Source organism: Paenibacillus glycanilyticus (assembly GCF_030161375.1).
Classification (GTDB): Bacteria; Bacillota; Bacilli; order Paenibacillales; family Paenibacillaceae; genus Pristimantibacillus; species Pristimantibacillus glycanilyticus_B.
Genome location: NZ_BSSQ01000036.1, coordinates 1 through 24,077, shown reverse-complemented (window position 1 = coordinate 24,077; position 24,077 = coordinate 1). Strand labels below are relative to the sequence as shown.

The 24,077-nt window shown below is 46.5% G+C and carries 23 protein-coding genes and 1 pseudogene; 9 read left to right on the top strand and 15 right to left on the bottom strand.

The features are described from left to right. Positions 1–248 (bottom strand): annotated as a pseudogene (locus tag QQK89_RS29605) (mechanosensitive ion channel family protein); the annotation flags it as partial. A 25-nt stretch (positions 249–273) separates the two neighbouring features. After that, positions 274–513 (bottom strand): DUF3343 domain-containing protein, encoded by a 240-nt coding sequence (locus QQK89_RS29600; RefSeq protein ID WP_284242389.1) that lies wholly within the window; start codon positions 511–513, stop codon positions 274–276. Positions 514–627: 114 nt separating this feature from the next. Between QQK89_RS29600 and yyaC the strand changes: the two genes are divergently transcribed. Next, positions 628–1,245: a spore protease YyaC gene (yyaC, locus tag QQK89_RS29595; protein WP_284242388.1), complete on the top strand. Its 618-nt coding sequence runs from the start codon at positions 628–630 to the stop codon at positions 1,243–1,245. Here yyaC and QQK89_RS29590 read toward each other — a convergent pair whose 3' ends face one another. From QQK89_RS29590 to rpmH, 12 genes are all read right to left on the bottom strand, one after another. Further along, complete coding sequence (locus QQK89_RS29590) at positions 1,246–1,728, bottom strand: DUF4446 family protein (protein ID WP_284242387.1); 483 nt, start codon at positions 1,726–1,728, stop codon at positions 1,246–1,248. A 28-nt stretch (positions 1,729–1,756) separates the two neighbouring features. Next, a complete protein-coding gene (locus QQK89_RS29585; protein WP_434481811.1) occupies positions 1,757–2,914 on the bottom strand; it encodes an aminotransferase class V-fold PLP-dependent enzyme in 1,158 nt (385 codons plus the stop codon). 127 nt (positions 2,915–3,041) lie between these two features. Further along, the gene (locus QQK89_RS29580; RefSeq protein WP_284242386.1) at positions 3,042–3,899 is read right to left on the bottom strand and encodes a ParB/RepB/Spo0J family partition protein; all 858 of its coding nucleotides are present in this window, start codon (positions 3,897–3,899) and stop codon (positions 3,042–3,044) included. Beyond that, the gene (locus tag QQK89_RS29575; protein WP_284242385.1) at positions 3,880–4,653 is read right to left on the bottom strand and encodes a ParA family protein; all 774 of its coding nucleotides are present in this window, start codon (positions 4,651–4,653) and stop codon (positions 3,880–3,882) included. The genes QQK89_RS29580 and QQK89_RS29575 overlap by 20 nt, the downstream gene beginning before the upstream one ends. A 140-nt stretch (positions 4,654–4,793) precedes the next feature. Next, positions 4,794–5,612 (bottom strand): nucleoid occlusion protein, encoded by an 819-nt coding sequence (noc, locus tag QQK89_RS29570; protein WP_284242384.1) that lies wholly within the window; start codon positions 5,610–5,612, stop codon positions 4,794–4,796. A gap of 316 nt (positions 5,613–5,928) precedes the next feature. Continuing rightward, the gene (rsmG, locus tag QQK89_RS29565; RefSeq protein WP_284242383.1) at positions 5,929–6,651 is read right to left on the bottom strand and encodes a 16S rRNA (guanine(527)-N(7))-methyltransferase RsmG; all 723 of its coding nucleotides are present in this window, start codon (positions 6,649–6,651) and stop codon (positions 5,929–5,931) included. Beyond that, positions 6,651–8,543 carry a tRNA uridine-5-carboxymethylaminomethyl(34) synthesis enzyme MnmG gene (gene mnmG / locus QQK89_RS29560; protein ID WP_434481810.1) on the bottom strand — a complete coding sequence of 631 codons (1,893 nt, stop codon included), beginning with the start codon at positions 8,541–8,543 and terminating at the stop codon, positions 6,651–6,653. The genes rsmG and mnmG overlap by 1 nt, the downstream gene beginning before the upstream one ends. 30 nt (positions 8,544–8,573) lie before the next feature. After that, positions 8,574–9,953, bottom strand: coding sequence for a tRNA uridine-5-carboxymethylaminomethyl(34) synthesis GTPase MnmE (gene mnmE, locus QQK89_RS29555; RefSeq protein WP_284242382.1), 1,380 nt, complete (start codon positions 9,951–9,953; stop codon positions 8,574–8,576). Between the two features lie 83 nt (positions 9,954–10,036). Continuing rightward, entirely contained in the window at positions 10,037–10,675 is a 639-nt protein-coding gene (gene jag, locus QQK89_RS29550) for an RNA-binding cell elongation regulator Jag/EloR (protein WP_284242381.1), read from the bottom strand. Further along, on the bottom strand, positions 10,672–11,448 hold the full coding sequence (locus tag QQK89_RS29545; RefSeq protein ID WP_434481809.1) for a YidC/Oxa1 family membrane protein insertase: 777 nt from the start codon (positions 11,446–11,448) through the stop codon (positions 10,672–10,674). Before QQK89_RS29545 ends, jag begins: the two co-directional genes overlap by 4 nt. Before the next feature lie 104 nt (positions 11,449–11,552). After that, positions 11,553–11,906 (bottom strand): ribonuclease P protein component, encoded by a 354-nt coding sequence (rnpA, locus tag QQK89_RS29540; protein ID WP_284242390.1) that lies wholly within the window; start codon positions 11,904–11,906, stop codon positions 11,553–11,555. Positions 11,907–12,026: 120 nt separating this feature from the next. After that, positions 12,027–12,161, bottom strand: coding sequence for a 50S ribosomal protein L34 (gene rpmH, locus QQK89_RS29535; RefSeq protein WP_015847830.1), 135 nt, complete (start codon positions 12,159–12,161; stop codon positions 12,027–12,029). Between the two features lie 565 nt (positions 12,162–12,726). Here rpmH and dnaA point away from each other — a divergent pair. From dnaA to gyrB, 6 genes are all read left to right on the top strand, one after another. Next, a complete protein-coding gene (gene dnaA / locus QQK89_RS29530) occupies positions 12,727–14,079 on the top strand; it encodes a chromosomal replication initiator protein DnaA (RefSeq protein ID WP_284242380.1) in 1,353 nt (450 codons plus the stop codon). Between the two features lie 237 nt (positions 14,080–14,316). Next, the gene (dnaN, locus tag QQK89_RS29525; protein ID WP_284242379.1) at positions 14,317–15,459 is read left to right on the top strand and encodes a DNA polymerase III subunit beta; all 1,143 of its coding nucleotides are present in this window, start codon (positions 14,317–14,319) and stop codon (positions 15,457–15,459) included. A gap of 52 nt (positions 15,460–15,511) precedes the next feature. After that, the gene (gene yaaA, locus QQK89_RS29520; RefSeq protein WP_284242378.1) at positions 15,512–15,727 is read left to right on the top strand and encodes a S4 domain-containing protein YaaA; all 216 of its coding nucleotides are present in this window, start codon (positions 15,512–15,514) and stop codon (positions 15,725–15,727) included. 37 nt (positions 15,728–15,764) lie between these two features. Then, the gene (gene recF / locus QQK89_RS29515) at positions 15,765–16,874 is read left to right on the top strand and encodes a DNA replication/repair protein RecF (RefSeq protein WP_284242377.1); all 1,110 of its coding nucleotides are present in this window, start codon (positions 15,765–15,767) and stop codon (positions 16,872–16,874) included. Positions 16,875–16,904: 30 nt separating this feature from the next. Then, positions 16,905–17,156, top strand: coding sequence for an extracellular matrix regulator RemB (gene remB, locus QQK89_RS29510; protein ID WP_012772007.1), 252 nt, complete (start codon positions 16,905–16,907; stop codon positions 17,154–17,156). A gap of 41 nt (positions 17,157–17,197) precedes the next feature. Continuing rightward, entirely contained in the window at positions 17,198–19,105 is a 1,908-nt protein-coding gene (gyrB, locus tag QQK89_RS29505; RefSeq protein ID WP_284242375.1) for a DNA topoisomerase (ATP-hydrolyzing) subunit B, read from the top strand. 50 nt (positions 19,106–19,155) lie between these two features. Here the strand turns inward: gyrB and QQK89_RS29500 are convergent, their stop codons facing one another. After that, the gene (locus QQK89_RS29500; RefSeq protein WP_284242374.1) at positions 19,156–19,917 is read right to left on the bottom strand and encodes a YheC/YheD family protein; all 762 of its coding nucleotides are present in this window, start codon (positions 19,915–19,917) and stop codon (positions 19,156–19,158) included. 296 nt (positions 19,918–20,213) lie between these two features. On the opposite strand from QQK89_RS29500, the gene gyrA reads away from it, so the two are divergent. Together gyrA and QQK89_RS29490 are read left to right on the top strand one after the other, a co-directional pair. After that, the gene (gene gyrA, locus QQK89_RS29495) at positions 20,214–22,730 is read left to right on the top strand and encodes a DNA gyrase subunit A (RefSeq protein ID WP_284242373.1); all 2,517 of its coding nucleotides are present in this window, start codon (positions 20,214–20,216) and stop codon (positions 22,728–22,730) included. Between the two features lie 43 nt (positions 22,731–22,773). Further along, a complete protein-coding gene (locus tag QQK89_RS29490; protein ID WP_284242370.1) occupies positions 22,774–23,847 on the top strand; it encodes an HD-GYP domain-containing protein in 1,074 nt (357 codons plus the stop codon). Positions 23,848–24,077: the final 230 nt, after the last annotated feature.

The window sequence follows — 24,077 nt, the reverse complement described above, 5'->3', positions numbered from 1 at the left end:
GTATAAGAGACAGAGATTATATTTTTGATCAACTTGCCGACCGTAGTCATTCTTCTTGTTTGAATCATAAGCCGGCTTTCCGTCCGGTTCAAGACGACACGGTCGATCGTTTTATTCGCGATCCATATAATAACCTGTCCAATGATAATAATGATTGCAATACGTAAGACGGATTGTCCAAAACCTTCCCATGTTGTACCATTCGTTAACCACGCTGCAATATCTGTATAGTAGGCTTTGATATCCATTCGACCGCACCATCCTTACCTCAGCTTACAGGTTCACTTGTTCATACCCGACTTCCGCCGGTTTGAAAACTCCTCTTATTTCTACGTTTTCGGTTTCAATTACATGCTTCACCGTGTCCAAATTTTCTTCTGGAAAATGAATCGATAACGCACATCCTGCCGTAATTTCCTTCGGCGTTGGGCATATATCGATGTCGACTTCGGCATATTCCAGCAACATCTCGGCCCGAAGCGCCTGTTGCGTCGAATCGAAAGCGATTAACATGGCCGATTTCTCCTCTCCCTCACCTTGCCGAGCGAAACTATTGGCTTCGCTACGTATAAAATGGTTGTCCCTTCCATATAATAGTATCATATTGGCATTTACGGAGGGGATTCTATGAAACTATCATTTTTGAAGGATGTACCATTAAAGGTTCCTTACACGGAAGCAAATGCAGTTGGTCAAATCGTCAGCCGCTTATCGCTAATGATCGACGAAATGTCTGCCGGACGTCCAATCGTTATTGTCTGCGTTGGAACTGATCGCTCAACCGGTGATGCTCTTGGCCCTTTAATCGGAACCTCTCTCTCCAAATACCAAAGTCCCCACTTCTCCTTATACGGAACCCTGGAGGATCCTGTACATGCCATGAACCTTGAAGAGACACTCCACTTAATTAACCGTACTTATCACAAACCTTTTGTTATCGGCATAGATGCTTGCCTAGGGCAAGTTTCGAGCATCGGTTCCATTCAACTTGGCACTGGCCCCGTAAGACCTGGCGCAGGAGTCAATAAGGAGCTCCCTCCGGTTGGCGACATCCATATTACCGGTATCGTTAACGTTGGCGGATTCATGGAATATTTCGTCCTTCAGAACACCCGGCTGCATCTCGTTATGAAAATGGCCGACATCATTGCTTCCAGCGTATTCTCCTCGATCATGAACAGCATTCATGTTTCTGCCCGTTCCAGAGAACAGGCTGCCGCTTTGGAGCATCCTCATTCCAACTAACTATTTAGCCTCGGCAATTGCCTTGCGCTCTTCTGGTGTAAGTGTATAGTTCGAATCGCCTTTGTTAACCGGTTTGGCATACACATAAGTATTTTCCCTACTGTGCAGCCCTGATATAACTACCCCATCCTGCGATGCATTTACAACCGCGATCGAGAAGCTCAAATCACTGCCTTGATCCGCGAATGCATTATAGCGTAGTACGCCGATGCGCCCTTTTTCATGCTGCTGCACTTCCTTCACTTGATTCAGCTGCTTCTCCAGCTTCTCACTCTGCAGCTCTTGCGCCGTGATCGATTGTTTCAAATCAATAATGACTTCTTCCAGGTTAGTTATACCCGTGTTGCCCATCACTTCGACGTATTGCTTTCTGAGCTTTTTCAACCTTCTGCCGACAACCGAAACTCTAATCAATAACACGATGACCAACAATGCCAGTACAACCGTTACCCCATTCATCGGGTTATTCGTCCACTCATCCATTTCGAACTTCCGCCCCCAGAAAATTATGCTAAGAATATTGCTTCCGTATTTCTTTCACTGCTGCAACAAGGGCATCCGCTTCTTGCTCTGTTGTATAACAACCTACGCTTGCACGTATTGCGCCCGTCCCCGTCGTACCTGCACTAGCATGGGCCAGCGGCGTGCAGTGAAAACCTGCTCTTACCGCGATATGATAATGCTGATCCAGGATAAATGACATCTCAGACGGATCGATTCCTTCTGCGACAAAAGAGACAATCCCGGTTCGTTCTTCCCCTAATTTGGGTCCAAGAAGCCTAATCCCGTCAACAGATAATAGTCCATTCATGATCCGCTGCGTTAACGCCCATTCCTTAGTATGGATGTTATGTACCGTCTCATGCAGGACATATTGAACACCCGCCTTCAACCCTGCTAGGCCGGGTGTGTTTTGTGTCCCTGCCTCATATCGATCAGGACGAACGGTAGGCTGCTCAGGCGCCTCAGATTGGCTTCCGGTCCCTCCATGCAACTGCGGCATCAAATCAACGCTAGGATGGATGTACAGCCCTCCTGTGCCTTGTGGACCAAGCAATCCTTTATGACCGGGAAAGGCCATCATATCAATCCCCATTGCCTCAACGTCGATTTCCAGAATCCCGGCGCTTTGAGCGGCGTCTACAAGCAGCTTGATGCCTTTGCTTCTTGCGAGCTCGCCAATTTGGGCAACCGGCGCAATGGTGCCAAGCAGATTAGAACTATGGTTAACGATAATTAAGGAAGTATGTGCAGTTATAGACGATGCAATTCGATCTACCTGTACCGTTCCTTCTTCAACCGCTTCTACGTAAGTGACATGAATGCCAAGCGCATGTTTTAAATATTCAAGAGGCCTTCTCACCGAATTATGCTCAACCGTGGTTGCAATGACATGGTCTCCACTTTTAACCCAACCTTTGATGGCCATATTCAAAGCAGCTGTCGTATTGGCCGTAAATGCTATGTCATTCGGGTTTTTTATCCGAAATAGCTTAGCTAATTGCTTCCTCGTATCAAATAAAACACGGCTCGCTTTAACCGCCATCTGGTGACTCCCGCGTCCTGGATTTGCTGCCTCATGAAGCATGGCATGTTGCATGGCTTCCATTACGGCAGGCGGTTTAGGCCAAGAGGTTGCGGCATGATCCAAATAGATAATGTTCTCCAAAATTTTTCCTTCCTCCTTTCCTTATTCCCTCTCTCAAAAAGCTCTATTAAAACATAAGAATAGCATACCTTAGTTTAATCTTTCAGTTCAAAGATTACAACTTTGGTATGCTAGAATTTTGCATATATTATGCCATATTTTGGAGTAATTCAAGCAGCCGTTCAAGATCCTGCTTGTTAAAGTATTGCAGCTCGATTTTTCCTTTATCTTTCTGTTGTTTAATCTTAACCGTTGTTTTGAAGCGGTCTCTTAGCGACTCTTCCAAACTCTCAATATACGGATCTCGTTTCTTGGACTTGGCCTTCGCTTTAGCCGCCTCGGCCGTTTCTTTCACTTCAAGCTTCTGAATGGCTTCCTCCAGATCACGAACACTCCACCCTAAGGTGACCGTGCGGTTGGCCATCTCTTTTTGCACTACCGCATCTTTAATACCGACCAATGCGCGAGCGTGACCCATCGATATTGTTCCACGTGAAACATTGTCTTTGATCTCCGCCGGTAATGCAAGAAGACGAAGGAAGTTCGCAATATGAGAACGGGACTTGCCAACCTTCATTGACAGTTCCTCTTGCGTCAGTTTGAATTTGTCCATCAAACCTTGATAAGCCATTGCGGTTTCGATTGCATTTAAGTCTTCGCGTTGAAGATTCTCGATCAATGCAATCTCCATTACTTGTTGATCGGAGAACGCGCGAACCACAGCAGGAACTGTTGCATTTCCGCAAAGTTGGGAAGCTCGGAAACGTCTTTCCCCTGCTATAATTTCATAGCCCTTTAATACCGTACGGACAATAATCGGTTGGATGACACCATGCTGTTTGATCGATTCGGCCAATTCTTTAATGGATTCATCATCAAATGTTTTGCGTGGTTGATATGGATTCGGACGCAGTTGCGTCAATTGAATTTCAATGACTTTATCGTCTTCGCTTACAGAAAGCGATGGAATAAGCGCATCAAGTCCTCTACCTAGCCGCTTGCTCATACATAATCACTTCCTTAGCAAGTTCAAGATATACTTCAGCACCTTTAGATCTCGGGTCATATGTGATAATAGCTTCGCCATGCGATGGCGCCTCGCTCAGACGAACATTGCGAGGAATAATCGTTTGATACACTTTTTGTTGGAAATACTTCTTCACTTCTTCAATAACTTGAATACCAAGGTTAGTTCGAGCATCCAGCATCGTAAGCAATACACCTTCAATTTGAAGCGCTGTATTCAGATGTTTTTGAACGAGTCTAACTGTATTTAAGAGCTGGCTTAACCCTTCCAGCGCGTAATATTCACATTGAATGGGAATGATGACGGAATCAGCAGCTGTCAAAGAGTTAATCGTCAGAAGACCAAGCGATGGAGGACAATCAATAAGGATATAATCAAATTGATCCTTCACTAGCGACAACGCTTTCTTCAGGCGAAGCTCTCGCGAAATCGTAGGTACCATTTCAATTTCGGCACCAGCAAGCTGGATCGTTGCCGGAATGATTTTAAGACCTTCGATTTTTGTTTCAAACATGGCATCCTTCGGATGCACGTCATTAATAAGAACATCATAAATGCAGTTATTTACATCTGCTTTATTAATGCCAATTCCGCTTGTCGTGTTTCCTTGCGGGTCAATGTCAACGAGCAACACTCGCTTACCGAGCGTGGCCATGCACGCCCCTAAGTTAACAGACGTTGTCGTTTTACCAACACCGCCCTTTTGATTGGCTATTGCAATGATCTTAGACAAACTTGTTCACCTCTATGTCCAAACTTTTATTCCCATGATGATCTAACGGTGAAACGAATCGGTATAAACGGTTTTGCCGCCCTCATAGAGGACGGCCCGGATTAGTACTATCACGTTCATCATAGACGACTTACGCAAAGCTAATTTTTCGGTATATGAATAGTAATTTCATAGAAATCGCCAAGATCTTTTTCATCCGCTTTGATTTCCATCCCTGTACTGGATACCATTTGAACGGCTTGACGAATCGTATTAAAAGCGAGTCTCGTATTTTTAGGCATAGCAAAACGTTTCGTTTGTTTTGCTTTTGGCTCTTCCTTCAACGAAGCAATGCGATGTTCTGTCTGCTTAACGTTTAATTCTCTTGTAATGATTTCTTCCAGCACTTGATTCTGAAGTTCTTCTGTATCTAGAGATAATAAAGCTCTTGCATGTCTCTCTGATATTTTACGACTAGCAAGCGCTTCTTTAACAGTGTCATTTAATCCCAGGAGCCGAAGCTTGTTTGCAATCGTAGATTGGCTTTTACCTAGACGCTGTGCAAGACTTTCCTGCGTTAATTCATGCAACTCAATCAACTTCTGATAAGCAACCGCTTCCTCTATAGCCGTCAAGTTCTCGCGTTGGAGGTTCTCAATAAGAGCAATAGAAGCTGTCTGGGAATCATTAAATTCCCGAACTATAGCAGGAATCGTATCATAACCAAGCTTTGTAACCGCACGCCAACGACGTTCACCTGCAATGATCTCGTATTTGCCGTTTCGTGCACGAACCACAATAGGTTGAATAACGCCATGCGTCTTAATCGTTTGGCACAATTCATCGATACGTTCATCATCAAAGATCGTCCTAGGCTGGAAGGGACTTGTAACAATATCTTGAATAGGAATTTGTCGAACTTCTTCCTGACCGCTCCGCTGATCACTTAATCCGAATAAACGGGAAAAGGATTCCTTCATAATATCTTCTCTACCACCCGACCAAGAAACCGTTCACCGTATACACACGGCTGGTTTCCAAGATGTGCTGCTATGCATTAACGGTGAAAATTCCCGTTACTACCATTTTATCTATTTTCCATTCTTTAGACAACTCGTTTAATAGACTAACAGCTTCTAATCGCTAAAAAGATCATTAAACCATTCGTCTACTCTCTACCTTATATATTTCGACTTCAACAAAGAGTTTTCCTGCTTGATCTTTCTATAATTTCCGATCGACACAAATAAACCTCCGTATGTTTCACGTGAAACATACGGAGGTTTATGATCTAACTTATATAAGCGGTTCTTTTAGTGGCGTGCCCGCTTTTCGCGGGTATTTCTTAGGAGTAACATCCGTCTTCTCAATTACAACGATATACCGCTCAGACTGTTCAAATGGAAGTTTAAAAGCATGCTCGGCGCGAACCTTCCCTTTCAGTTCACGCAAGCTGAATCCTGCTTCTTTGACCTCTTCAACACTTTGCGAACCTTTCATCGCGGCAAACATTCCATTCTTGCGAGTAAACGGAAGACAAAATTCATTCAACACACTTAGTCGCGCTACCGCCCTTGCGGTAACAAGGTCAAACTTATCGCGGTATTCCGGTAAGCGGGCAATATCCTCCGCTCGACCATGCACGCAAGTCACATTCTCAAGTCCAAGCTCCGCCACCAAATGGTTAAGAAACTGAATCCGTTTATTCAAAGAATCAACGATGACAACTTTTATATGCGGGAAGCAAATTTTCAGAGGAATGCTTGGAAACCCTGCGCCAGAACCAATATCTGCAATGCTGTTAATTTCCTTCATCCCGACGAAAAACGAGAGTGAAACGGAGTCGTAAAAATGTTTTTCAAATACGGCATCCCGCTCCGTAATTCCCGTCAAGTTCATCCGCTCGTTCCATTCCACAAGCAAGCGGTGATACAAATCAAACTGCTCCAGCTGTCTGGGAGTTAACGATATTCCGTTCTCCCCCAGCAGCTTTTCAAACCATACCTGTGTCTCTGCCATTAGGATCCTCTCGCTGCCGTTACCCGGTTATAGTGTTCCAAATATACTAGCAGAATGGAAATATCGGCTGGGGTGACTCCTGCAATCCGCGACGCCTGGCCGATAGACAATGGACGGATATCGGCAAGCTTTTGCTTTGCTTCCGAAGCAAGACCATGTACTTCTCCGTAAATGATATCATCCGGTATTTTCTTCTTCTCCATCTTGTTCAGGCGTTCTACCTGATGCAGCTGCTTTTCAATGTAACCCGCATATTTAATTTGAATTTCGACTTGCTCCTTCATCTCCTCATCAAGAGGAAGCTCCGAAGGGGCTAATTGATCAACAAACGAGTACGTCAATTCAGGACGACGAAGCAGCGACTGCGCATCCATCGTGAACGCAATAGGAGCAGAGTTAGCAGCATCTAGCAACGGTTGAGCTACGTCTGGTTTAATCTTCACGGTAGCAAGTCGTTCGATTTCTTGAGCAACCAGATTTTTTTTATTAAGGAAAGCTTGGTAACGCTCTTCCGAAATAAGTCCGATCTCATAACCGGTTGGAGTGAGGCGAAGATCTGCATTATCGTGACGGAGCAGCAAGCGGTATTCCGCGCGGGAAGTCAGAAGGCGGTAAGGATCATTTGTCCCCTTTGTCACCAAGTCATCAATCATAACGCCAATGTAGCCTTGCGAGCGTTCAACAATAACCGGCTCTTTCCCTTGCACTTTGCGCGCTGCGTTAATGCCAGCGATAATGCCTTGACCCGCTGCTTCTTCATATCCGGATGTTCCGTTAATTTGTCCAGCTGTGAATAATCCATCGACGAGTTTTGTCTCCAAGGACGGCCAGAGCTGCGTCGGCACTACCGCATCGTATTCGATCGCATAGCCGTTACGCATCATTTCAACATTTTCCAATCCTGGAATAGATCGTAAAATACCAAGTTGTACGTCTTCCGGCATACTTGTCGATAATCCTTGTACATAATACTCGGATGTATGCTTGCCTTCCGGCTCCAGGAAAATCTGATGTTTGGGTTTATCCGCGAAGCGTACGATTTTATCTTCAATCGACGGACAATAACGCGGCCCAGTCCCTTCAATCGCTCCCGAGAACATAGGGGCACGGTGCAAATTATCGTTAATAATTTTATGTGTCCCTTCTGATGTATACGTCAGCCAACAAGGCAGCTGCTCGTTATCAGAGGATTTGGTTTCGTACGAGAAAAACTTCGGATTATCGTCACCCGGTTGAATTTCCGTTTTGCTGAAATCGATCGAATCTTTATGCACGCGTGGTGGCGTTCCTGTTTTGAAGCGAGCCAGCTTGAAGCCAAGTTCCTTCAGACTTGCCGACAACTTCACGGAAGGCTGCTGATTATTTGGTCCGCTCTCATACATAAGCTCGCCCATAATAATTTTGCCGCGAAGATACGTGCCGGTTGTAATAACAACTGCTTTAGCCCGGTAGATAGCACCCGTTTTGGTTACTATCCCGGTTACTTTTCCATCTTCCACGATCAGATCTTCCGCCATTCCTTGGCGCAAAGTTAGATGATCGGTCTCCTCGATCGTTTTCTTCATTGTGTGCTGATAGGAAAATTTATCGGCTTGCGCGCGCAGCGCATGAACCGCTGGACCTTTACCGGTATTAAGCATCCTCATTTGAATAAACGTTTTATCGATATTGCGGCCCATTTCACCGCCTAGTGCGTCAATTTCACGGACGACATGCCCTTTCGCCGGTCCCCCGATCGACGGGTTGCACGGCATGAACGCCACCATATCCAGATTGATCGTAAGCAGCAGCGTTTCGCAGCCCATTCGAGCGGCAGCAAGCGCCGATTCACAACCCGCATGGCCCGCTCCTATAACGATCACTTCATATTGCCCAGCTTCATATGTCACCATTTGTTTATCCCTCCAATTCGTAAACCGTCTTTATTTCCCTAAACAGAATTGCGAGAAGATTTGATCGATCAACGAATCGCCAACCTCATCGCCTAATATTTCGCCAAGTGATTCCCATGCCGAACGCACATCGATCTGAATCAGATCGATCGGAATGCCTGCATGAGATGCTTCGATGGCATCCACCAGTGACTGCTGTGCTCGCTTCAGCAAAGAAATATGCCGAACATTGCTGACATATGTCAAATCTCCGGAGTCCAGCTGCCCTTCAAAAAAGAGCTTGCTGATCGCTTTCTCCAGATGATCAAGTCCTTCTTCTTCGCGCACCGACATGCGGACAATCCGTTCTTCATCGATCAACGCCTGAATCTGAGCCATATCTAGCTTCGACTCCAGATCCGATTTATTAATAATAAGAATAAGCTGGCGGTCCTTCACCTTTGTGAGGAGCGCGCGGTCATCTTCATGCAAAGCTTCATTATTATTAAGCACGAACAGAATCAAATCCGCTTCTTCCAGCGCATTATGCGACCGTTCGACGCCGATTTTCTCCACCACATCGCTAGTCTCCCGGATACCTGCCGTATCAAGCAGCCTGAGCGGAATATGATTAAGCGTCACGTATTCCTCGATAACATCCCTCGTTGTGCCGGGTATATCCGTTACAATGGCTTTGTTCTCCTGCGCAAGCATATTCAGTAGCGAAGACTTGCCAACATTCGGGCGCCCTACAATAGCCGTCATAATACCCTCACGCAATATTTTACCTTCGTTCGCGGTTTTTAACAGCTTTCCAATCTCCTCTAGAGCCGAGCCGCTCTGATCGCGGATGTAGGCACTTGTGAGATCCTCCACATCATGCTCGGGATAATCGATATTTACTTCGATATGAGCGAGCAGCTCAATGACAGTCTGCCGCAGCGCCTTAATCCGCTTGGATAAGGTACCTTCCGCCTGCTTGCGCGCAACCGAGAAAGCACGATCGGACTTGGAACGGATCAGGTCTATAACGGCCTCCGCTTGCATCAAATCAATCCGTCCGTTCAGGAAGGCCCTCTTCGTGAATTCGCCCGGTTCAGCAAGCCTCATCCCTTCCTGGAGGAGCACTTGATCAAGTACTTTTTTAACTGCTACCACACCGCCATGGGCGTTAATCTCAACGACATCCTCGGCCGTAAACGAACGGGGACCGCGCATAACCGTAACAATGACTTCTTCAACCTGCTCCCCGTTCTTCGGATCTATGATATGACCGTAATGAACGGTATGCGTTGCCGCATCCCGCAAATCGGTTCTTGAACGAAATATTCGGGCAGTTCCTTCTATAGCATCCGGCCCGCTCACGCGAATAATCGCGATGCCGCCTTCACCAACCGCTGTCGAAATTGCCGCTATAGTATCTTGTACCATAAAGCGTCAGCACCTCTCAAATGGAAAAACAGCAATGACCACGAGAGCCATTGCTGCGAATAGTTAAACGTATGGAACTAACTTTACATCTGTTTTTCCTTTAAAGCAATAACAACGCGCCGATTCGGCTCATCGCCTTTGCTGTATGTTTTCACCCTCGGGTGATTCTGAAGCTGGGAATGAATCACTTTGCGTTCATGCGACGACATCGGCTCCAGCACAACTTCTTTCTTCGTGCGGATTACCCTGCCGGCGAGACGTTCCGATAATTCCTCCAACGTCTTGCGGCGACGCTCGCGAAAATCTTCCGCATCAAGTACGATCCGAAGATGACTGTCTGAATATCGATTTGCCACTATGTTAACCAAATATTGAAGCGCGTCTAGCGTTTGACCGCGCCGTCCAATCAGCATGCCAATGTCTCCTCCGCCCGAAACGGACAGATAAGTCGCTTCTTTCGTTGTTTTACGTTCGATAGCGATCGTAAGTCCCATCGCTTCTGCCACATCACGAAGAAATTGCTCGGCTTCTATCGTTGGATCCGGTATAAGCTCCAGCTCAACCTTCGCTTCTCTTACGCCAATGAGTCCGAATCCGAACAGTCCTTTGGAAGGCTGCTCCGTAACGAGCACCTTGACGCGATCCTTGGTTACATTTAATTGTGTCAAACCGCTCCGTACAGCATCATCAACCGTTTTTCCTGATGCTACGATTTTCTTCATTTCGCGAGGGCCTCCTTACCCTTGTTTGATGAACGAACGTACAGGAAGTAGTTTTGAGTAATGGTATAGATGTTACTGAAGATCCAGTACAGCGGAAGCGCCGACGGGAAGTTGAGAGCCATCACGAAAATCAGAACCGGGAAGATCATAAGCATGGCGCCCATGCCCGGCATGGTTTGCGTTTGTTGTTTTTGCATCATTTTCGACTGAATGAATGTCGTTGCTGCTGCAACGATCGGGAGGAAATACCATGGTCCCGGCTCGCCAAGCTGCAGGCCTAGGAACTCATGCGTACGAACCTCGGGATTCCAGTAGATCGAATTATAAAGCGCCATAAACACAGGCATCTGAACGATAAGCGGCAGACAACCAGCCATTGGATTGACTTTGTTCGCTTGGAACAGCTTCATCGTTTCTTCCTGCTGTTTCTGCGGGTTATCTTTGTGCTTCTTCTTGATCTCAGCCATTTGCGGCTGAATCGCCTGCATCGCCTTCGAACTTCTAAATTGCTTGATCGTCAATGGCAGGATGGCTGTCCTTACAATAATCGTAATAAGCAGAATAGCTAGTCCATATGAACCATTAAACCAGTCTGCAAACGTATCGAGGGTAAGGGCAAAGTAATAAACAACGTACTTTTCCCAGAAGTTGCCTTGCTGTAAATCTGCTGTACTCGTCGTGGAATTATGCGGTGTACAGCCTGACAGCATAACAACCATCAGCACCAAACCCAGTACGAGCAGCCACTTGCGGTTTCCTTTTAAAACCAACACCAGATCTCCTCTCTGAACACTCCATACTAAGCATTATTTTATTGACTAAACTATACCATAAAAAATAGGACAAAGAAACAACTTGGCAATGCTGGCCGTTTTTGCTAAAAACGCGCTTCTTTCCTAAGCAAACCGGCTTTCCTCAGCACGTGCATAATGCTTTTTTCCAACTGCTTTGTCTCCATCGCCACCGCAGGTTTTCTTACTATTAAAATAAAATCGACGTTTGGTACGATTTTATCTCCGTTCAAGCGGACGATTTCCTTAATCACTCGCCTCATCCGGTTTCGGACAACCGCATTGCCGATCTTTTTGCTGGCGGAGACGCCTAATCGGAAAGGTTCCGCAACCGGCTGCCTCGACCAATACACAACAAACTGTCCATTGGCAAACGATTTGCCGTAACGATAGATCCGATTGAAGTCAGCGCGGTTACGCAGACGCAATTTTCTTTGCACGACCAGGCTCACCGTTCTTTCCTCTTATTAAAATACCGTTTATGTAGGTTTGCCCCGCGGACTTACTTATCAGTATCGCCCGCAGGGCAAAAAAAAAGACCACCCGACGTGGTCTTTTGCTTATGCGCTAAGAACTTTTCTTCCTTTTTGACGACGCGCTGCCAAAACTTTACGTCCGTTTTTCGAGCTCATCCGTTTGCGGAAGCCATGAACCTTGCTGCGTTTGCTTACATTTGGTTTAAATGTAGGTCTCATCTGAACTGCACCTCCCGTATATCAAGTACTCGAGCAGTACGGCTTTTACACCGCCCAGCTTATTCTCTGTAAAAAGCTAATTTTTGAAACACGCTTTTTTTATTAAACCACGTCGGGCACAAAAAGTCAATTAAAACCCCTACCATCCAAATATTGTGGATAAATGTATGATATTAACCCCTTTGTCGGAAAACTAATAACATGTGTATAAAATTTCGGGACTTTAGACGAACTTTGTCGAAATGGTAACAAGATATTAACAATATGTAGTGGTGTCGATAACTTTTATGCACAAGCTATTGAATTTGTGGATAAAAACTCACAATTCGTTGAAATACAAGGGATCTTTTGCTATGATTATTATGTTTTCGGTGTGAATACCTCATCGATTTAGCAAACCTTATCAACAACCTGTGGATAACAATGTGAACAAACTCATCCCCTATTCATAACTCATGTTCCAATTATTCTTCTTAATGTGGGTAATTCGTAATAATCACCATTCATTCGACATGATTTGGCTTAATTGCGCCTATTCGGCGATTTTTGATAAGGAGTGACGTCTGTGGACAGCCATACCTATGATTTATGGCAGCAAGTGTTGTCAATCATTCAGACGAAGCTAAGCAAACCTAGTTTCGATACCTGGTTTAAAGCGACCAAAGCTTCTTTCGTGAATGATTCATTGCTGGAAGTAACGGCGCCGACAACATTTGCGGCTGAATGGCTGGAAGGCCGATATACCAAGTTAATTCGTAACACCTTGTTTGAGTTTCTCGGCAGACAGGTAGACGTGCGCTTTTCGATCGAAGAAGCGAAACCGGCGGAAACCGTACCGTACGTACTGCCAAAAGCGGCGGAAACGCCGGTTATACAGGAAGAGTCCTTCTCTCATATGCTTAACCCGAAATATACCTTTGATACATTTGTCATCGGAGCAAACAACCGGTTCGCGCATGCGGCTTCGCTTGCTGTAGCGGAAGCGCCGGCCAAAGCCTATAATCCCCTCTTTTTGTACGGCGGAGTAGGACTTGGCAAGACGCATCTCATGCATGCCATCGGTCACTACATCATGGATCACAATCCGAGCACTAAGATCATGTACATTTCATCAGAGAAGTTCACCAATGAATTCATCAATGCGATCCGGGACAACCGCGGGGAAAGCTTCCGCAACAAATATCGCAGTATTGACGTGTTGTTAATTGACGATATTCAGTTCCTGGCCGGTAAAGACGGAACGCAAGAAGAGTTCTTCCATACTTTTAATGCGCTGCATGAAGAACGGAAACAGATCGTTATTTCCAGTGACCGTACGCCTAAGGAAATTCCGACTTTGGAGGAAAGGCTGCGTTCGCGGTTCGAGTGGGGACTAATAACCGATATCCAGGCACCGGATTTGGAGACAAGGATTGCGATTTTGCGCAAGAAGGCGAAAGCGGAGAACCTTGATATTCCGAATGAAGCGATGGTCTACATTGCGAATCAGATCGATACGAATATTCGTGAGCTGGAAGGCGCGCTAATCCGCGTAGTCGCATATTCCTCGCTAATCAATCAGGATATTACATCCCATTTAGCTGCCGAAGCATTAAAGGATATTATTCCGTCCAGCCGTCCAAAAATGATCACCATAAACGACATTCAGCAAAAGGTCGGCGAGTTTTACGGCCTGCGTCTTGAAGAATTCAAAGCGCGCAAACGGACCAAAGCTGTCGCTTATCCGCGGCAGATCGCCATGTATCTCTCGCGCGAGCTGACCGACTATTCGCTGCCAAAGATCGGAGAAGCGTTTGGCGGCCGCGACCATACAACGGTTATCCATGCGCACGAGAAAATTTCGCAGCAGCTGAAGCAAGATCAGGACTTGTACAAAATATTGCAAAACCTGACGGAGAAGATAAAAAATCACACGTAAAAGTTATGCACTTCTATATGGACAACCAAGCAAGCCTATGCACAAGCTATACACATGTGGATAGGCTTGCTTTATCCGTGTTTTAGACGGTTATCCACATATTAACGCCGCCTACTACTACGACTACTATTTTTTTAATAAAAAACATCATCAAAATAGGGCGAAAACGCCCCTTACGGCTTCGCCTATTTTAGAACACATCAAACATCGATCCGAAACGGACTTAGGAGTGAAACCATGAAACTTACAATTTCCAAACATGAACTGAACGAAGCCATTCAACAAGTTGCCAAAGCGGCTTCTTCCCGTCCGACTATTCCTATTCTCGGCGGCATCAAGATTGAAGTTACCCATCAAGGGGTTACCTTAACGGCTAGTGATACCGATATATCTATTCAAAGCTTTATCCCCGTAGAACGAGACGGTCTCGTTATTGCAAATGTGGATAAGCCGGGTAACGTTGTGCTTCCCGCTAAATTTTTTGTCGAAATCGTTAAGAAGCTTCCGTCTGACAATGTAGAAATTGAAGTAGGCGCACATTTCCAAACCTTAATCCGTTCCGGCTCGACCGACATTCAGATGGTTGGACTCGATCCAGAAGAATTCCCTGTTCTTCCTTCCATTGAGCAAAACGAATTGTTCCAAATGCCTGGTGATTTGTTGAAAGCGATGATCCGCCAGACCGTTCTTGCGGCATCGGTTAATGAGCAGACCCCAATTCTGACCGGGGTATTGTGGAGTCTTCAGGACAAGCAGCTGAAGTTTGTGGCGACCGACCGCCACCGCCTGGCAAGCCGCGTTGCGCAAGCCGAGACGGATGTAGATTACCGCTTTAATAACGTCGTGATTGCGGCGAAAACATTAGTCGAGTTGTCCAAGCTCGTTCCGGATCAACACGGCCTTGTCGATATTGTCGTAGCGGATAACCAAGTATTGTTTAAGATCGGCAATGTTTTGTTCTATACCCGCGTACTGGACGGGACATACCCGGATACTTCTAAAATTATTCCGAGCGTGTTCAAAACAGAACTTGTTCTGGATACAAAAAATTTGACGGATGCGATCGATCGCGCGTATCTCATGTCGAGAGAAGAAAAAACGAACATCGTACGCCTGACGACGCTTGATGACGGTTCAATCGAGATTTCTTCCAGCTCAACGGAGCTAGGACGCGTAACCGAGCAGCTGGAAGCGAAGCAATTCGACGGTGAACCGCTCCGCATTGCCTTCAACTCCAAATATATGCTGGATGTGCTTAAGGTAATTGACAGCGAGCAGATCCTTATCGGTTTTACCGGGGCAATGAGCCCGATTGTTATTCGTCCAACCGATCACTCCTACAACACTTACGTCATCTTGCCTTATCGAACTACGAACTAAGACCATTCAAACTTAGGGCTAAGCCATGCAGGTGAAAGGCAGGTGAAGAGGTATGAAAGAAATCTCTATTCGGGATGAATACATCACGCTAGGACAGTTTTTAAAGTTGGCTGATTGTATATCCACAGGTGGACACGCGAAATTTTTCTTGCAGGAAAACGAAGTTCAGATAAATGGGGTTGTGGATAACCGCCGCGGCAGAAAACTGTACGTCGGCGACCGCGTTGAAGTAGAAGGCTGCGGCGTCTTTACGGTGACCGGGGCTTAATGGCCGAAGAAGGGCCAGGCCGGGAGGACAAACGAACGTGTTTTTAAACAGCATTCACTTGCACAACTATCGCAATTACAAAGAGATTGAGCTGAAAACGGATAATCAGGTCAATATATTTGTCGGTCCTAACGCTCAAGGGAAAACAAATTTGCTGGAGGCGATCTTCGCCCTCGCTCTGACCAAATCGCACCGTACGTCCAAAGATAAGGAGCTGATCGGCTGGGAGGCCGATTCAGCCCGCATCCATGGCGAGGTTGTGAAGCGTTACGGCACGCTAAAGCTGGATCTAATGTATTCGTCGCAGGGCAAAAAAGCGAAGATCAATGGGCTCGAACAGCGCAAGCTGAGCGATTTCATCGGATCGCTTAATGTCGTCATGTTTGCGCCAGAGGATCTTGAGATTGTAAAAGGAACGCCGGGCATACGAAGACGGTTTCTCGATATGGAAATCGGCCAAGTACAGCCCGGTTATTTGCATACGCTGACGCAATACACCAAAGTGCTTGCACAGCGGAACAATTTTCTGAAGACGGCATCGCCGGGGAGCTCCCAGCTTGCCATGCTGGACATCTGGAATATGCAGCTCGCCGAGCATGGTGTTAAAATCATGAAAAAAAGGAAACACTTTATTCATAAATTGCAACGGTGGGCGGAGAACATACATGCCGGCATAACGGCGGGCGGCGAACACCTCACCATCGAGTACCGCCCGTCCTTTGACGGCGGCTCCTCCGAAGATGAAACTGTTTTATTTGATCAATTTATGTTAAAGTTATCACAAGTGAAAGATCAGGAGATTCGCAGAGGGATGTCGCTCGTAGGACCTCATCGCGACGACATGGCATTCTTTATTAACGGCAAGGAAGCGGCTGTATACGGGTCGCAGGGACAGCAACGCACAACGGCACTGTCTCTTAAGCTTGCCGAAATAGAGCTGATCTGCGAGGAAATAGGGGAATACCCGCTGCTATTGCTTGATGATGTATTGTCTGAGCTGGACCAGAACCGGCAAACGCAGCTCATTGAGACGTTTCAGAGTAAGGTTCAGACGTTTATTACAACGACCGGACTCGAGAGCGTTAATGTGAGCAAGCTCCAAGGCGCCGGTATCTACAATGTGCGGGAAGGCCAAGTAATGCGCTGATAACGGGCATATATACGGGAGGCGGAGGACATGTATATACATTTGGGCGGCGAGAAAATTATCCGGGCTGCCGAGTTGGTGGCCATTTTTGATATATCGATAGAGCAATCCTCCAAGCTTTCCAAGCAATTTGTAGCAGGAGCCCGTAAACGCAAAGATGTTGAGACAATTGGTGAAGAAGAACCGAAATCCATTGTAGTAACCAAGCAAAAAATCTATTATTCGCCGATTTCATCCTCTACTTTGAAGAAACGGGCCCATCATTTTGCGGCGAATGGCTAGAAGCAGCCTAGGCGAACAGGTATGAGAGGAGTAGTGAGCAGTTGAGTCAGCAAAATACGTATGATGAAAGTCAGATACAGGTCCTTGAAGGCTTAGAAGCAGTACGTAAGCGTCCGGGGATGTACATCGGCTCTACCAGCGGCAAAGGCCTTCACCATCTCGTATGGGAGGTAGTCGATAACAGTATCGACGAGGCATTGGCAGGGTACTGTACAAAAATTCAGGTTCGAGTTCACGAAGATAACAGTATTACGGTTATCGACAATGGCCGTGGTATTCCCGTAGGGGAGAACGCGAAGCTGAAAAAATCAACCCTTGAAGTCGTTATGACCGTCTTGCACGCAGGTGGTAAATTTGGCGGCGAGGGCTATAAAGTATCGGGCGGATTGCACGGGGTAGGTGTATCCGTCGTTAATGCGTTGTCTGAGCATGTTACGGTAACGGTTAAACTTCACGGACATGTCTATCAGCAAGAATACCGCCGCGGCGTACCGCAGTATGACGTTAAGATCGTTGGTGAGTCTGAAGAAACCGGTACAACCGTTAAGTTCAAACCGGATCCTGAAATTTTCACCGACACTACCGTTTACGAATATGAGACTCTCCAATCGCGGATTCGCGAGCTGGCGTTCCTGAATAAAGGCCTTGAGATTGAACTGATTGATGAGCGTACAGGCGCATCGAATACGTTCAAGTATGACGGCGGTATTATCGAGTTCGTTAAGCACTTGAACCGCAACAAGGAAGTCATGCATGAAGAACCGATCTATGTAGAAGGTTCAAAGGATCATATTCAGGTTGAAGTATCGTTGCAGTATAACGACGGTTACACGGAGAATATTCATTCCTTCGCCAATAACATCAACACGCATGAGGGCGGTACGCATGAATCGGGCTTTAAGAGCGCGCTCACGCGTATTATTAACGACTATGCCCGTAAGTCGGGATTAATCAAAGACAATGATTCCAATTTCTCCGGCGATGATGTCCGCGAGGGATTAACGGCGATTATTTCGGTGAAAATCCCGGAACCGCAGTTCGAAGGACAAACGAAGACAAAGCTTGGCAACAGTGAGGTACGGGGTATTGTCGAATCATTCTTTGCCGAGAAACTGCAGGAGTTCCTCGACGAGAATCCATCGGTTTCCCGTAAAATCGTTGAAAAAGGTCTGCAGGCGGCAAGAGCCCGGGAAGCCGCGCGCAAAGCACGCGAGCTGACGCGCCGTAAAAGCGCGCTCGAAGTCAGTTCCTTGCCAGGTAAGCTGGCAGACTGCTCATCCAAAGATGCATCGATTAGTGAGCTTTATATCGTCGAAGGCGACTCCGCGGGTGGTTCGGCGAAGCAAGGCCGCGACCGTCACTTCCAGGCCATTTTGCCGCTACGTGGTAAAATCCTGAACGTGGAACGCGCTAGGCTCGACCGCATTCTCGGCAATGCCGAGATCCGCGCGATCATTACGGCGCTTGGCACGGGCATTGGCGATGACTTCGATCTGGGTAAGGCACGTTACCATAAAGTCATTATTATGACCGATGCCGACGTCGACGGTGCGCACATTCGTACTCTGATGTTAACCTTCTTCTTCCGTTACATGCGGAAGATTATCGAAGCAGGATATATTTATATCGCGCAGCCGCCGCTGTTCAAGATCGAGCGGAACAAAGTTATCCGTTATGCGCAATCCGAGAGGGAACGCGACGAGATTATCGCGGAATTCGGAGAGGGCGCGAAAGTAAACGTACAGCGTTATAAAGGTCTAGGCGAGATGAATGCCACGCAGCTGTGGGAGACAACAATGGATCCGGAGAGCCGCACGATGCTTCAAGTATCGATCGAAGACGCGATTGAAGCGGACACGATCTTCGACACGCTCATGGGCGACAACGTTGAGCCGCGCCGTGATTTCATCCAGCAGTTTGCGAAAGACGTTAAGAACCTGGATATCTAGTAAAACCATATAAATTTTATTGTAGTAAGATAGCCGTCCAATAAGGACGGCTATTTCTTTTTGTATCGGCCATAGGAAACCGCGTATTGATAGATTTTGCGGAAGATTGCTTTGTCTTCGAGTTTCCTGAAGATGAATGCATCGGGTTTCGTATTTACCTCCAGAATCCACGGTCGCTGCTGCTGATCGATGGCAATATCGATACCAAGCTCCTTGATGCCCGGGTAATGCTTCTCCAGCTCTCTGGCTATATCCAAGCTAATTTGTTTAAGACGAATGGCGTAGATCATTTTTTGAGTAGGCGATTGATGAGTGGACATCAAGCGTTCAAAGGACATTGGAGTGCCGCCATTATGGTAATTGGTCACTACTTTTGCGGGATGGGCCAGTCGGCCGATAATACCGGTAGCTTCCCAGTGATTGCTTTCATTGTGCTGTACCATCACTCGGATATCGAAACGTCTATTTTTATGGCGAAGCAAATCGATCCCTTTTTGAACCAGATACCGTCTGCCGTTAATTCTTTTTACGAGGTTCTGGTGAAGCAGCTCAAAAGTAGGGAAAGTGCGAATGGTTGTGTTGATTTGATATTTGAATCCTTTGCTCGCCGGCTTCAGTTTTTCTACGCGCATAACGCCTTTGCCGAATGTACCGTTTAATGGCTTAACATAGACCATCCCGTATTCCGTCAGCATCAGCAAAAGATTTTCTTTGTTAAAAAGTTTGGTTACAGGTATATATTCACGGAGAGCTGGCGAATGTAGAAGGACGTTGGTTTTCTCCCATTTGCTGTGAACCAATTGAATAGACAAACAAATGCTCCTTTCCGGTAGGAACGCGGTGTCAATCAAGAAGAAGAATACGAATCAAGAAGAAGACAGACTTTGGAATGAGTGGTATAATGTAATTTGGGTCTGTTTATTTTATGGCGGATCAGTCACGAAAGAATGCGGATATTCGCCTATTTTTTCGTTAAATTTTAGGCATTTGGTCGGTTTCATAGACGAAACGGATGCAGGGCGTTTAGCCGTGCCTTTTTTGTGAAAGTAATATAATGTTTATCATGTTTAATAAGGTTTGCAGATTGATGACGTCAGGGAGGTAAAACATGGCGGAAGAACAACAGCATTCGCAAATAAAAGACCGTGACATCGGTATTGAAATGCGCGATTCATTTATGGATTATGCCATGAGTATTATCGTAAGTCGCGCTTTGCCAGATGTAAGGGATGGTCTTAAACCGGTACATCGCCGTATTTTATACGCAATGTCGGAGCTAGGCATGTCTTCGGACAAACCATACAAGAAGTCTGCGAGGATCGTAGGGGAAGTAATCGGTAAATACCATCCGCACGGTGATTCATCGGTTTATGAAGCGATGGTACGGATGGCGCAGGATTTCTCCATGCGTTACATGCTCGTAGACGGACATGGTAACTTTGGCTCCATTGACGGCGATATGGCGGCGGCAATGCGGTATACCGAGGCGCGTCTGTCTAAAATCGCCATGGAGATGCTCCGCGATTTAAATAAAGAAACCGTCGATTTTGTTCCCAACTATGATGGCGAAGAGAAAGAACCGGCTGTACTGCCGGCGCGTTTTCCGAACCTGCTTGTAAACGGGGTTACTGGTATTGCGGTAGGTATGGCTACAAATATCCCTCCGCATAACCTGACAGAGGTTATCGACGGCATTCAAGCGCTGATCCGTAATCCCGAGATTACGCCGGTTGAGCTGATTGATTATATCAAAGGTCCGGATTTCCCGACTGCTGGTATCGTTATGGGACTGAGCGGCATTCGCCAGGCTTATCTCACAGGACGCGGCACGGTAACCATGCGTGCGCGTGCGACAATCGAAGAGAACGGCAATAAAGCTCGGATTATCGTTTACGAGCTGCCGTACCAAGTTAATAAAGCGCGTTTGGTTGAGAAAATCGCTGAACTCGTTCGCGAGAAAAAAATCGAGGGAATTACCGACCTCCGCGATGAGTCCGATCGTAATGGCATGCGGGTCGTTATTGAGCTTCGACGTGACGTAACGCCAAGCGTTGTATTGAACAACTTGTACAAACAAACGCAAATGCAATCCAACTTCGGTATTAATATGCTGGCGCTTGTTAATGGCGAACCAAAAACGCTGAACATCCGCGAAATGCTCTATTACTATCTGCAGCATCAGATCGAAGTTATTCGCCGCAGAACCGAATATGACCTGAAGAAGGCAGAAGCAAGAGCTCATATTCTCGAAGGTTTGCGTATTGCGCTTGATCATCTGGATGAAGTAATTGCGCTCATACGCGCGTCTCAAACGGCGGATATCGCCCGCGAAGGATTGATCGAGCGGTTTGCCCTCAGCTATGAACAAGCGCAAGCGATTCTCGATATGCGTCTCCAAAGGCTGACAGGTCTGGAGCGCGACAAGATCGAAGCCGAGTATACTGAATTGATGAAGAAGATTGCCGAGTACAAAGCAATCCTTGCCGATGAGCAGCTTGTGCTCAACATCATCAGTGAAGAGCTTAACGAAATTAAAGAGCGCTTTGGCGATGAGCGTCGCACGGAAATTACCGTCAGCGATGAAGAGATTCTGGACGAGGATCTTATCCCTCGCGAAGATGTTATCATTTCCATCACGCATACCGGTTATATCAAACGTTTGCCGGTAACGACTTACCGCAGCCAGAAGCGTGGCGGTAAAGGCGTAGTGGGCATGGATACCAAAGAGCATGACTTCGTTGAGCATTTGTTCGTATCCAATACGCATCACTATCTGCTGTTCTTTACGAACAAGGGTAAAGTGTACCGTCTGAAAGCCTACGAGATTCCGGATCTGAGCCGTACAGCTCGGGGAACGCCGATCATCAACCTGATTCAAATTGAACAGGGCGAGACGATCAATGCGGTAATTCCGGTAGAGAACTTTGATTCGGAACACTATCTCTTCTTCTCAACTCGCCAAGGTATTGTGAAAAAGACACCACTTGACGATTATATAAATATACGGAAAGTTGGTCTGATTGCGATTTCGATCCGTGAGGACGACGAACTGATCGGCGTGAAGCTGACAGACGGCAACCAGGAGATCGTAATGGGAACAGCGCAAGGGATGTCGATCCGATTCTCGGAGCAGGATGTCCGCTCCATGGGACGTTCGGCTACTGGCGTAAAAGGCATTCAACTGGATGATGACGACACGGTTATCGATATGGATGTTGTTAATCCGGAGAATGACGTGCTTATCGTAACGGCCAAAGGTTACGGTAAACGCACGCCAATGAGCGAATACAGAATTCAGAATCGTGGCGGTAAAGGGATCAAGACCCTTAACGTTACCGACAAGAATGGACCAATTGTCAGCTTGAAGGTCGTATTGAATGATGAAGACCTGATGATCATGACTGCTCTTGGCACGCTGATTCGGACGAGTATGGAAGGCATCTCGACGATGGGCCGTAATACGCAAGGCGTGAAGCTGATCAATACGCGTGAGGATGATACGGTATCAACGGTTACACGCGTAGCGCGCAGCGAAGATAGTGAAGATAACGAAGATTCGCTTGAAGAAGGCGATCAATTGGAAGAGGGAACAGCGGATGCGGGCTCTGAGCCGGCAGACGAGTAACCCGTAGGCAAATTGGTTTGGCGTACATCGGGAGGGGACCGTTGTGGCAACAGTGGCTTTATCACAAGTGAAGTTAGGTGACAAAATCAGCGAAGATGTCCTCACCCCGCTTGGTGGCGTGCTGTTCCAGAAGGGGAGAGTTATTACCCTTAGGGAACTAGACATTATGCAGGCATTCCTGGTTTCGAAAGTAAGTATTGAGCAGTTGGTTAGCCAAGCAGATAAAGGTCAAGAGGATGCTAAGCATGAGATTCCTTCCCATGCTCCTACCGTATCTGCCACGCCGCTGCATGACGAATACGATCAGATGATTCATGTGCTGAAGCGGGTCAATAACGAGGTTAGATCTGGCCAACCCATACCGGTAATGGATGTCCGTAATCAACTGGAGAAAATGATACAATACGAGCATAGCTACCAAGTACTTACCTTTATGCCAAGGAAGTTTGCCGAGCGCGACTACTTGCTCCATAATAGCGTACTGGTCGCCTTGACTTCCTACCGTATCGCCCAGTGGACAGGACAGCCGCGCAAAGATTGGGTACAAGTAGCGCTTGCCGGTCTGCTTCATGATATCGGGAACATTAAGATTGATCCTGCAATCTTGGCCAAACCTACCGCATTGACCTCCGAAGAAAATGAAGAAATGAAGCGTCATACCGTTTTTGGGTATCAGCTTCTTAAGAACATTGCTTCATTGAACGAAGGGGTTAAGCTAACCGCGCTCCAGCATCATGAACGTATTGATGGTAGTGGCTACCCGCTAGCAATCGATAGCACCAAGATTCATCCTTACGCCAAAATCGTAGCGATAGCCGATATTTATCATGCAATGACGCTTAACCGTTACTACCGCAAGGCAGCATCGCCTTATTTCGTTCTAGAGCAGATCCAGAGCGATTCCTTTGGAAAGCTTGAGCCTGCTTACGTAAGAGTGTTCGTGGAAAAGGTAACCCAATTCCATAACGGCACGATCGTTAAGCTTAGTGACGATCGGGTTGGTGAGATTGTATTTACAGACGCTGTCCATCCTACCAGACCGTGGGTTTCGGTTGGAGGCGCGATTATTAACCTTACGACAGAACGAAATCTGCATATTCAAGAAGTATTGGGTTAACATAAAGACCTCGCCTTATTAAGTAGGCGGGGTCTTTTATTGTTGTTCTTTACGCAAGTTTATGAGTAATTTTGAGATGTAAAAGAAATAAATCATGTTTTAGCAAAAAACTTTAAAAAAGTACTTGCATTCCATTAGGCGTACATGTTATATTATCTAAGTCGCCGCTGAAACACAGCGAAGACAACGAGAAGAAATTGTTCTTTGAAAACTGAACAACGAGCGAAACT

What these genes read in the sequence shown, in the direction of transcription:
- jag (WP_284242381.1), bottom strand. Translation starts at nt 10,675, where the DNA reads ATGAAGAAAATCGTAGCATCAGGAAAAACGGTTGATGATGCTGTACGG.
- QQK89_RS29580 (WP_284242386.1), bottom strand. Translation starts at nt 3,899, where the DNA reads ATGAGCAAGCGGCTAGGTAGAGGACTTGATGCGCTTATTCCATCGCTT.
- yyaC (WP_284242388.1), top strand. Translation starts at nt 628, where the DNA reads ATGAAACTATCATTTTTGAAGGATGTACCATTAAAGGTTCCTTACACG.
- mnmE (WP_284242382.1), bottom strand. Translation starts at nt 9,953, where the DNA reads ATGGTACAAGATACTATAGCGGCAATTTCGACAGCGGTTGGTGAAGGC.
- QQK89_RS29590 (WP_284242387.1), bottom strand. Translation starts at nt 1,728, where the DNA reads ATGGATGAGTGGACGAATAACCCGATGAATGGGGTAACGGTTGTACTG.
- remB (WP_012772007.1), top strand. Translation starts at nt 16,905, where the DNA reads ATGTATATACATTTGGGCGGCGAGAAAATTATCCGGGCTGCCGAGTTG.
- QQK89_RS29600 (WP_284242389.1), bottom strand. Translation starts at nt 513, where the DNA reads ATGTTAATCGCTTTCGATTCGACGCAACAGGCGCTTCGGGCCGAGATG.
- yaaA (WP_284242378.1), top strand. Translation starts at nt 15,512, where the DNA reads ATGAAAGAAATCTCTATTCGGGATGAATACATCACGCTAGGACAGTTT.
- gyrA (WP_284242373.1), top strand. Translation starts at nt 20,214, where the DNA reads ATGGCGGAAGAACAACAGCATTCGCAAATAAAAGACCGTGACATCGGT.
- mnmG (WP_434481810.1), bottom strand. Translation starts at nt 8,543, where the DNA reads ATGGTGACATATGAAGCTGGGCAATATGAAGTGATCGTTATAGGAGCG.
- rsmG (WP_284242383.1), bottom strand. Translation starts at nt 6,651, where the DNA reads ATGGCAGAGACACAGGTATGGTTTGAAAAGCTGCTGGGGGAGAACGGA.
- dnaN (WP_284242379.1), top strand. Translation starts at nt 14,317, where the DNA reads ATGAAACTTACAATTTCCAAACATGAACTGAACGAAGCCATTCAACAA.
- noc (WP_284242384.1), bottom strand. Translation starts at nt 5,612, where the DNA reads ATGAAGGAATCCTTTTCCCGTTTATTCGGATTAAGTGATCAGCGGAGC.
- rpmH (WP_015847830.1), bottom strand. Translation starts at nt 12,161, where the DNA reads ATGAGACCTACATTTAAACCAAATGTAAGCAAACGCAGCAAGGTTCAT.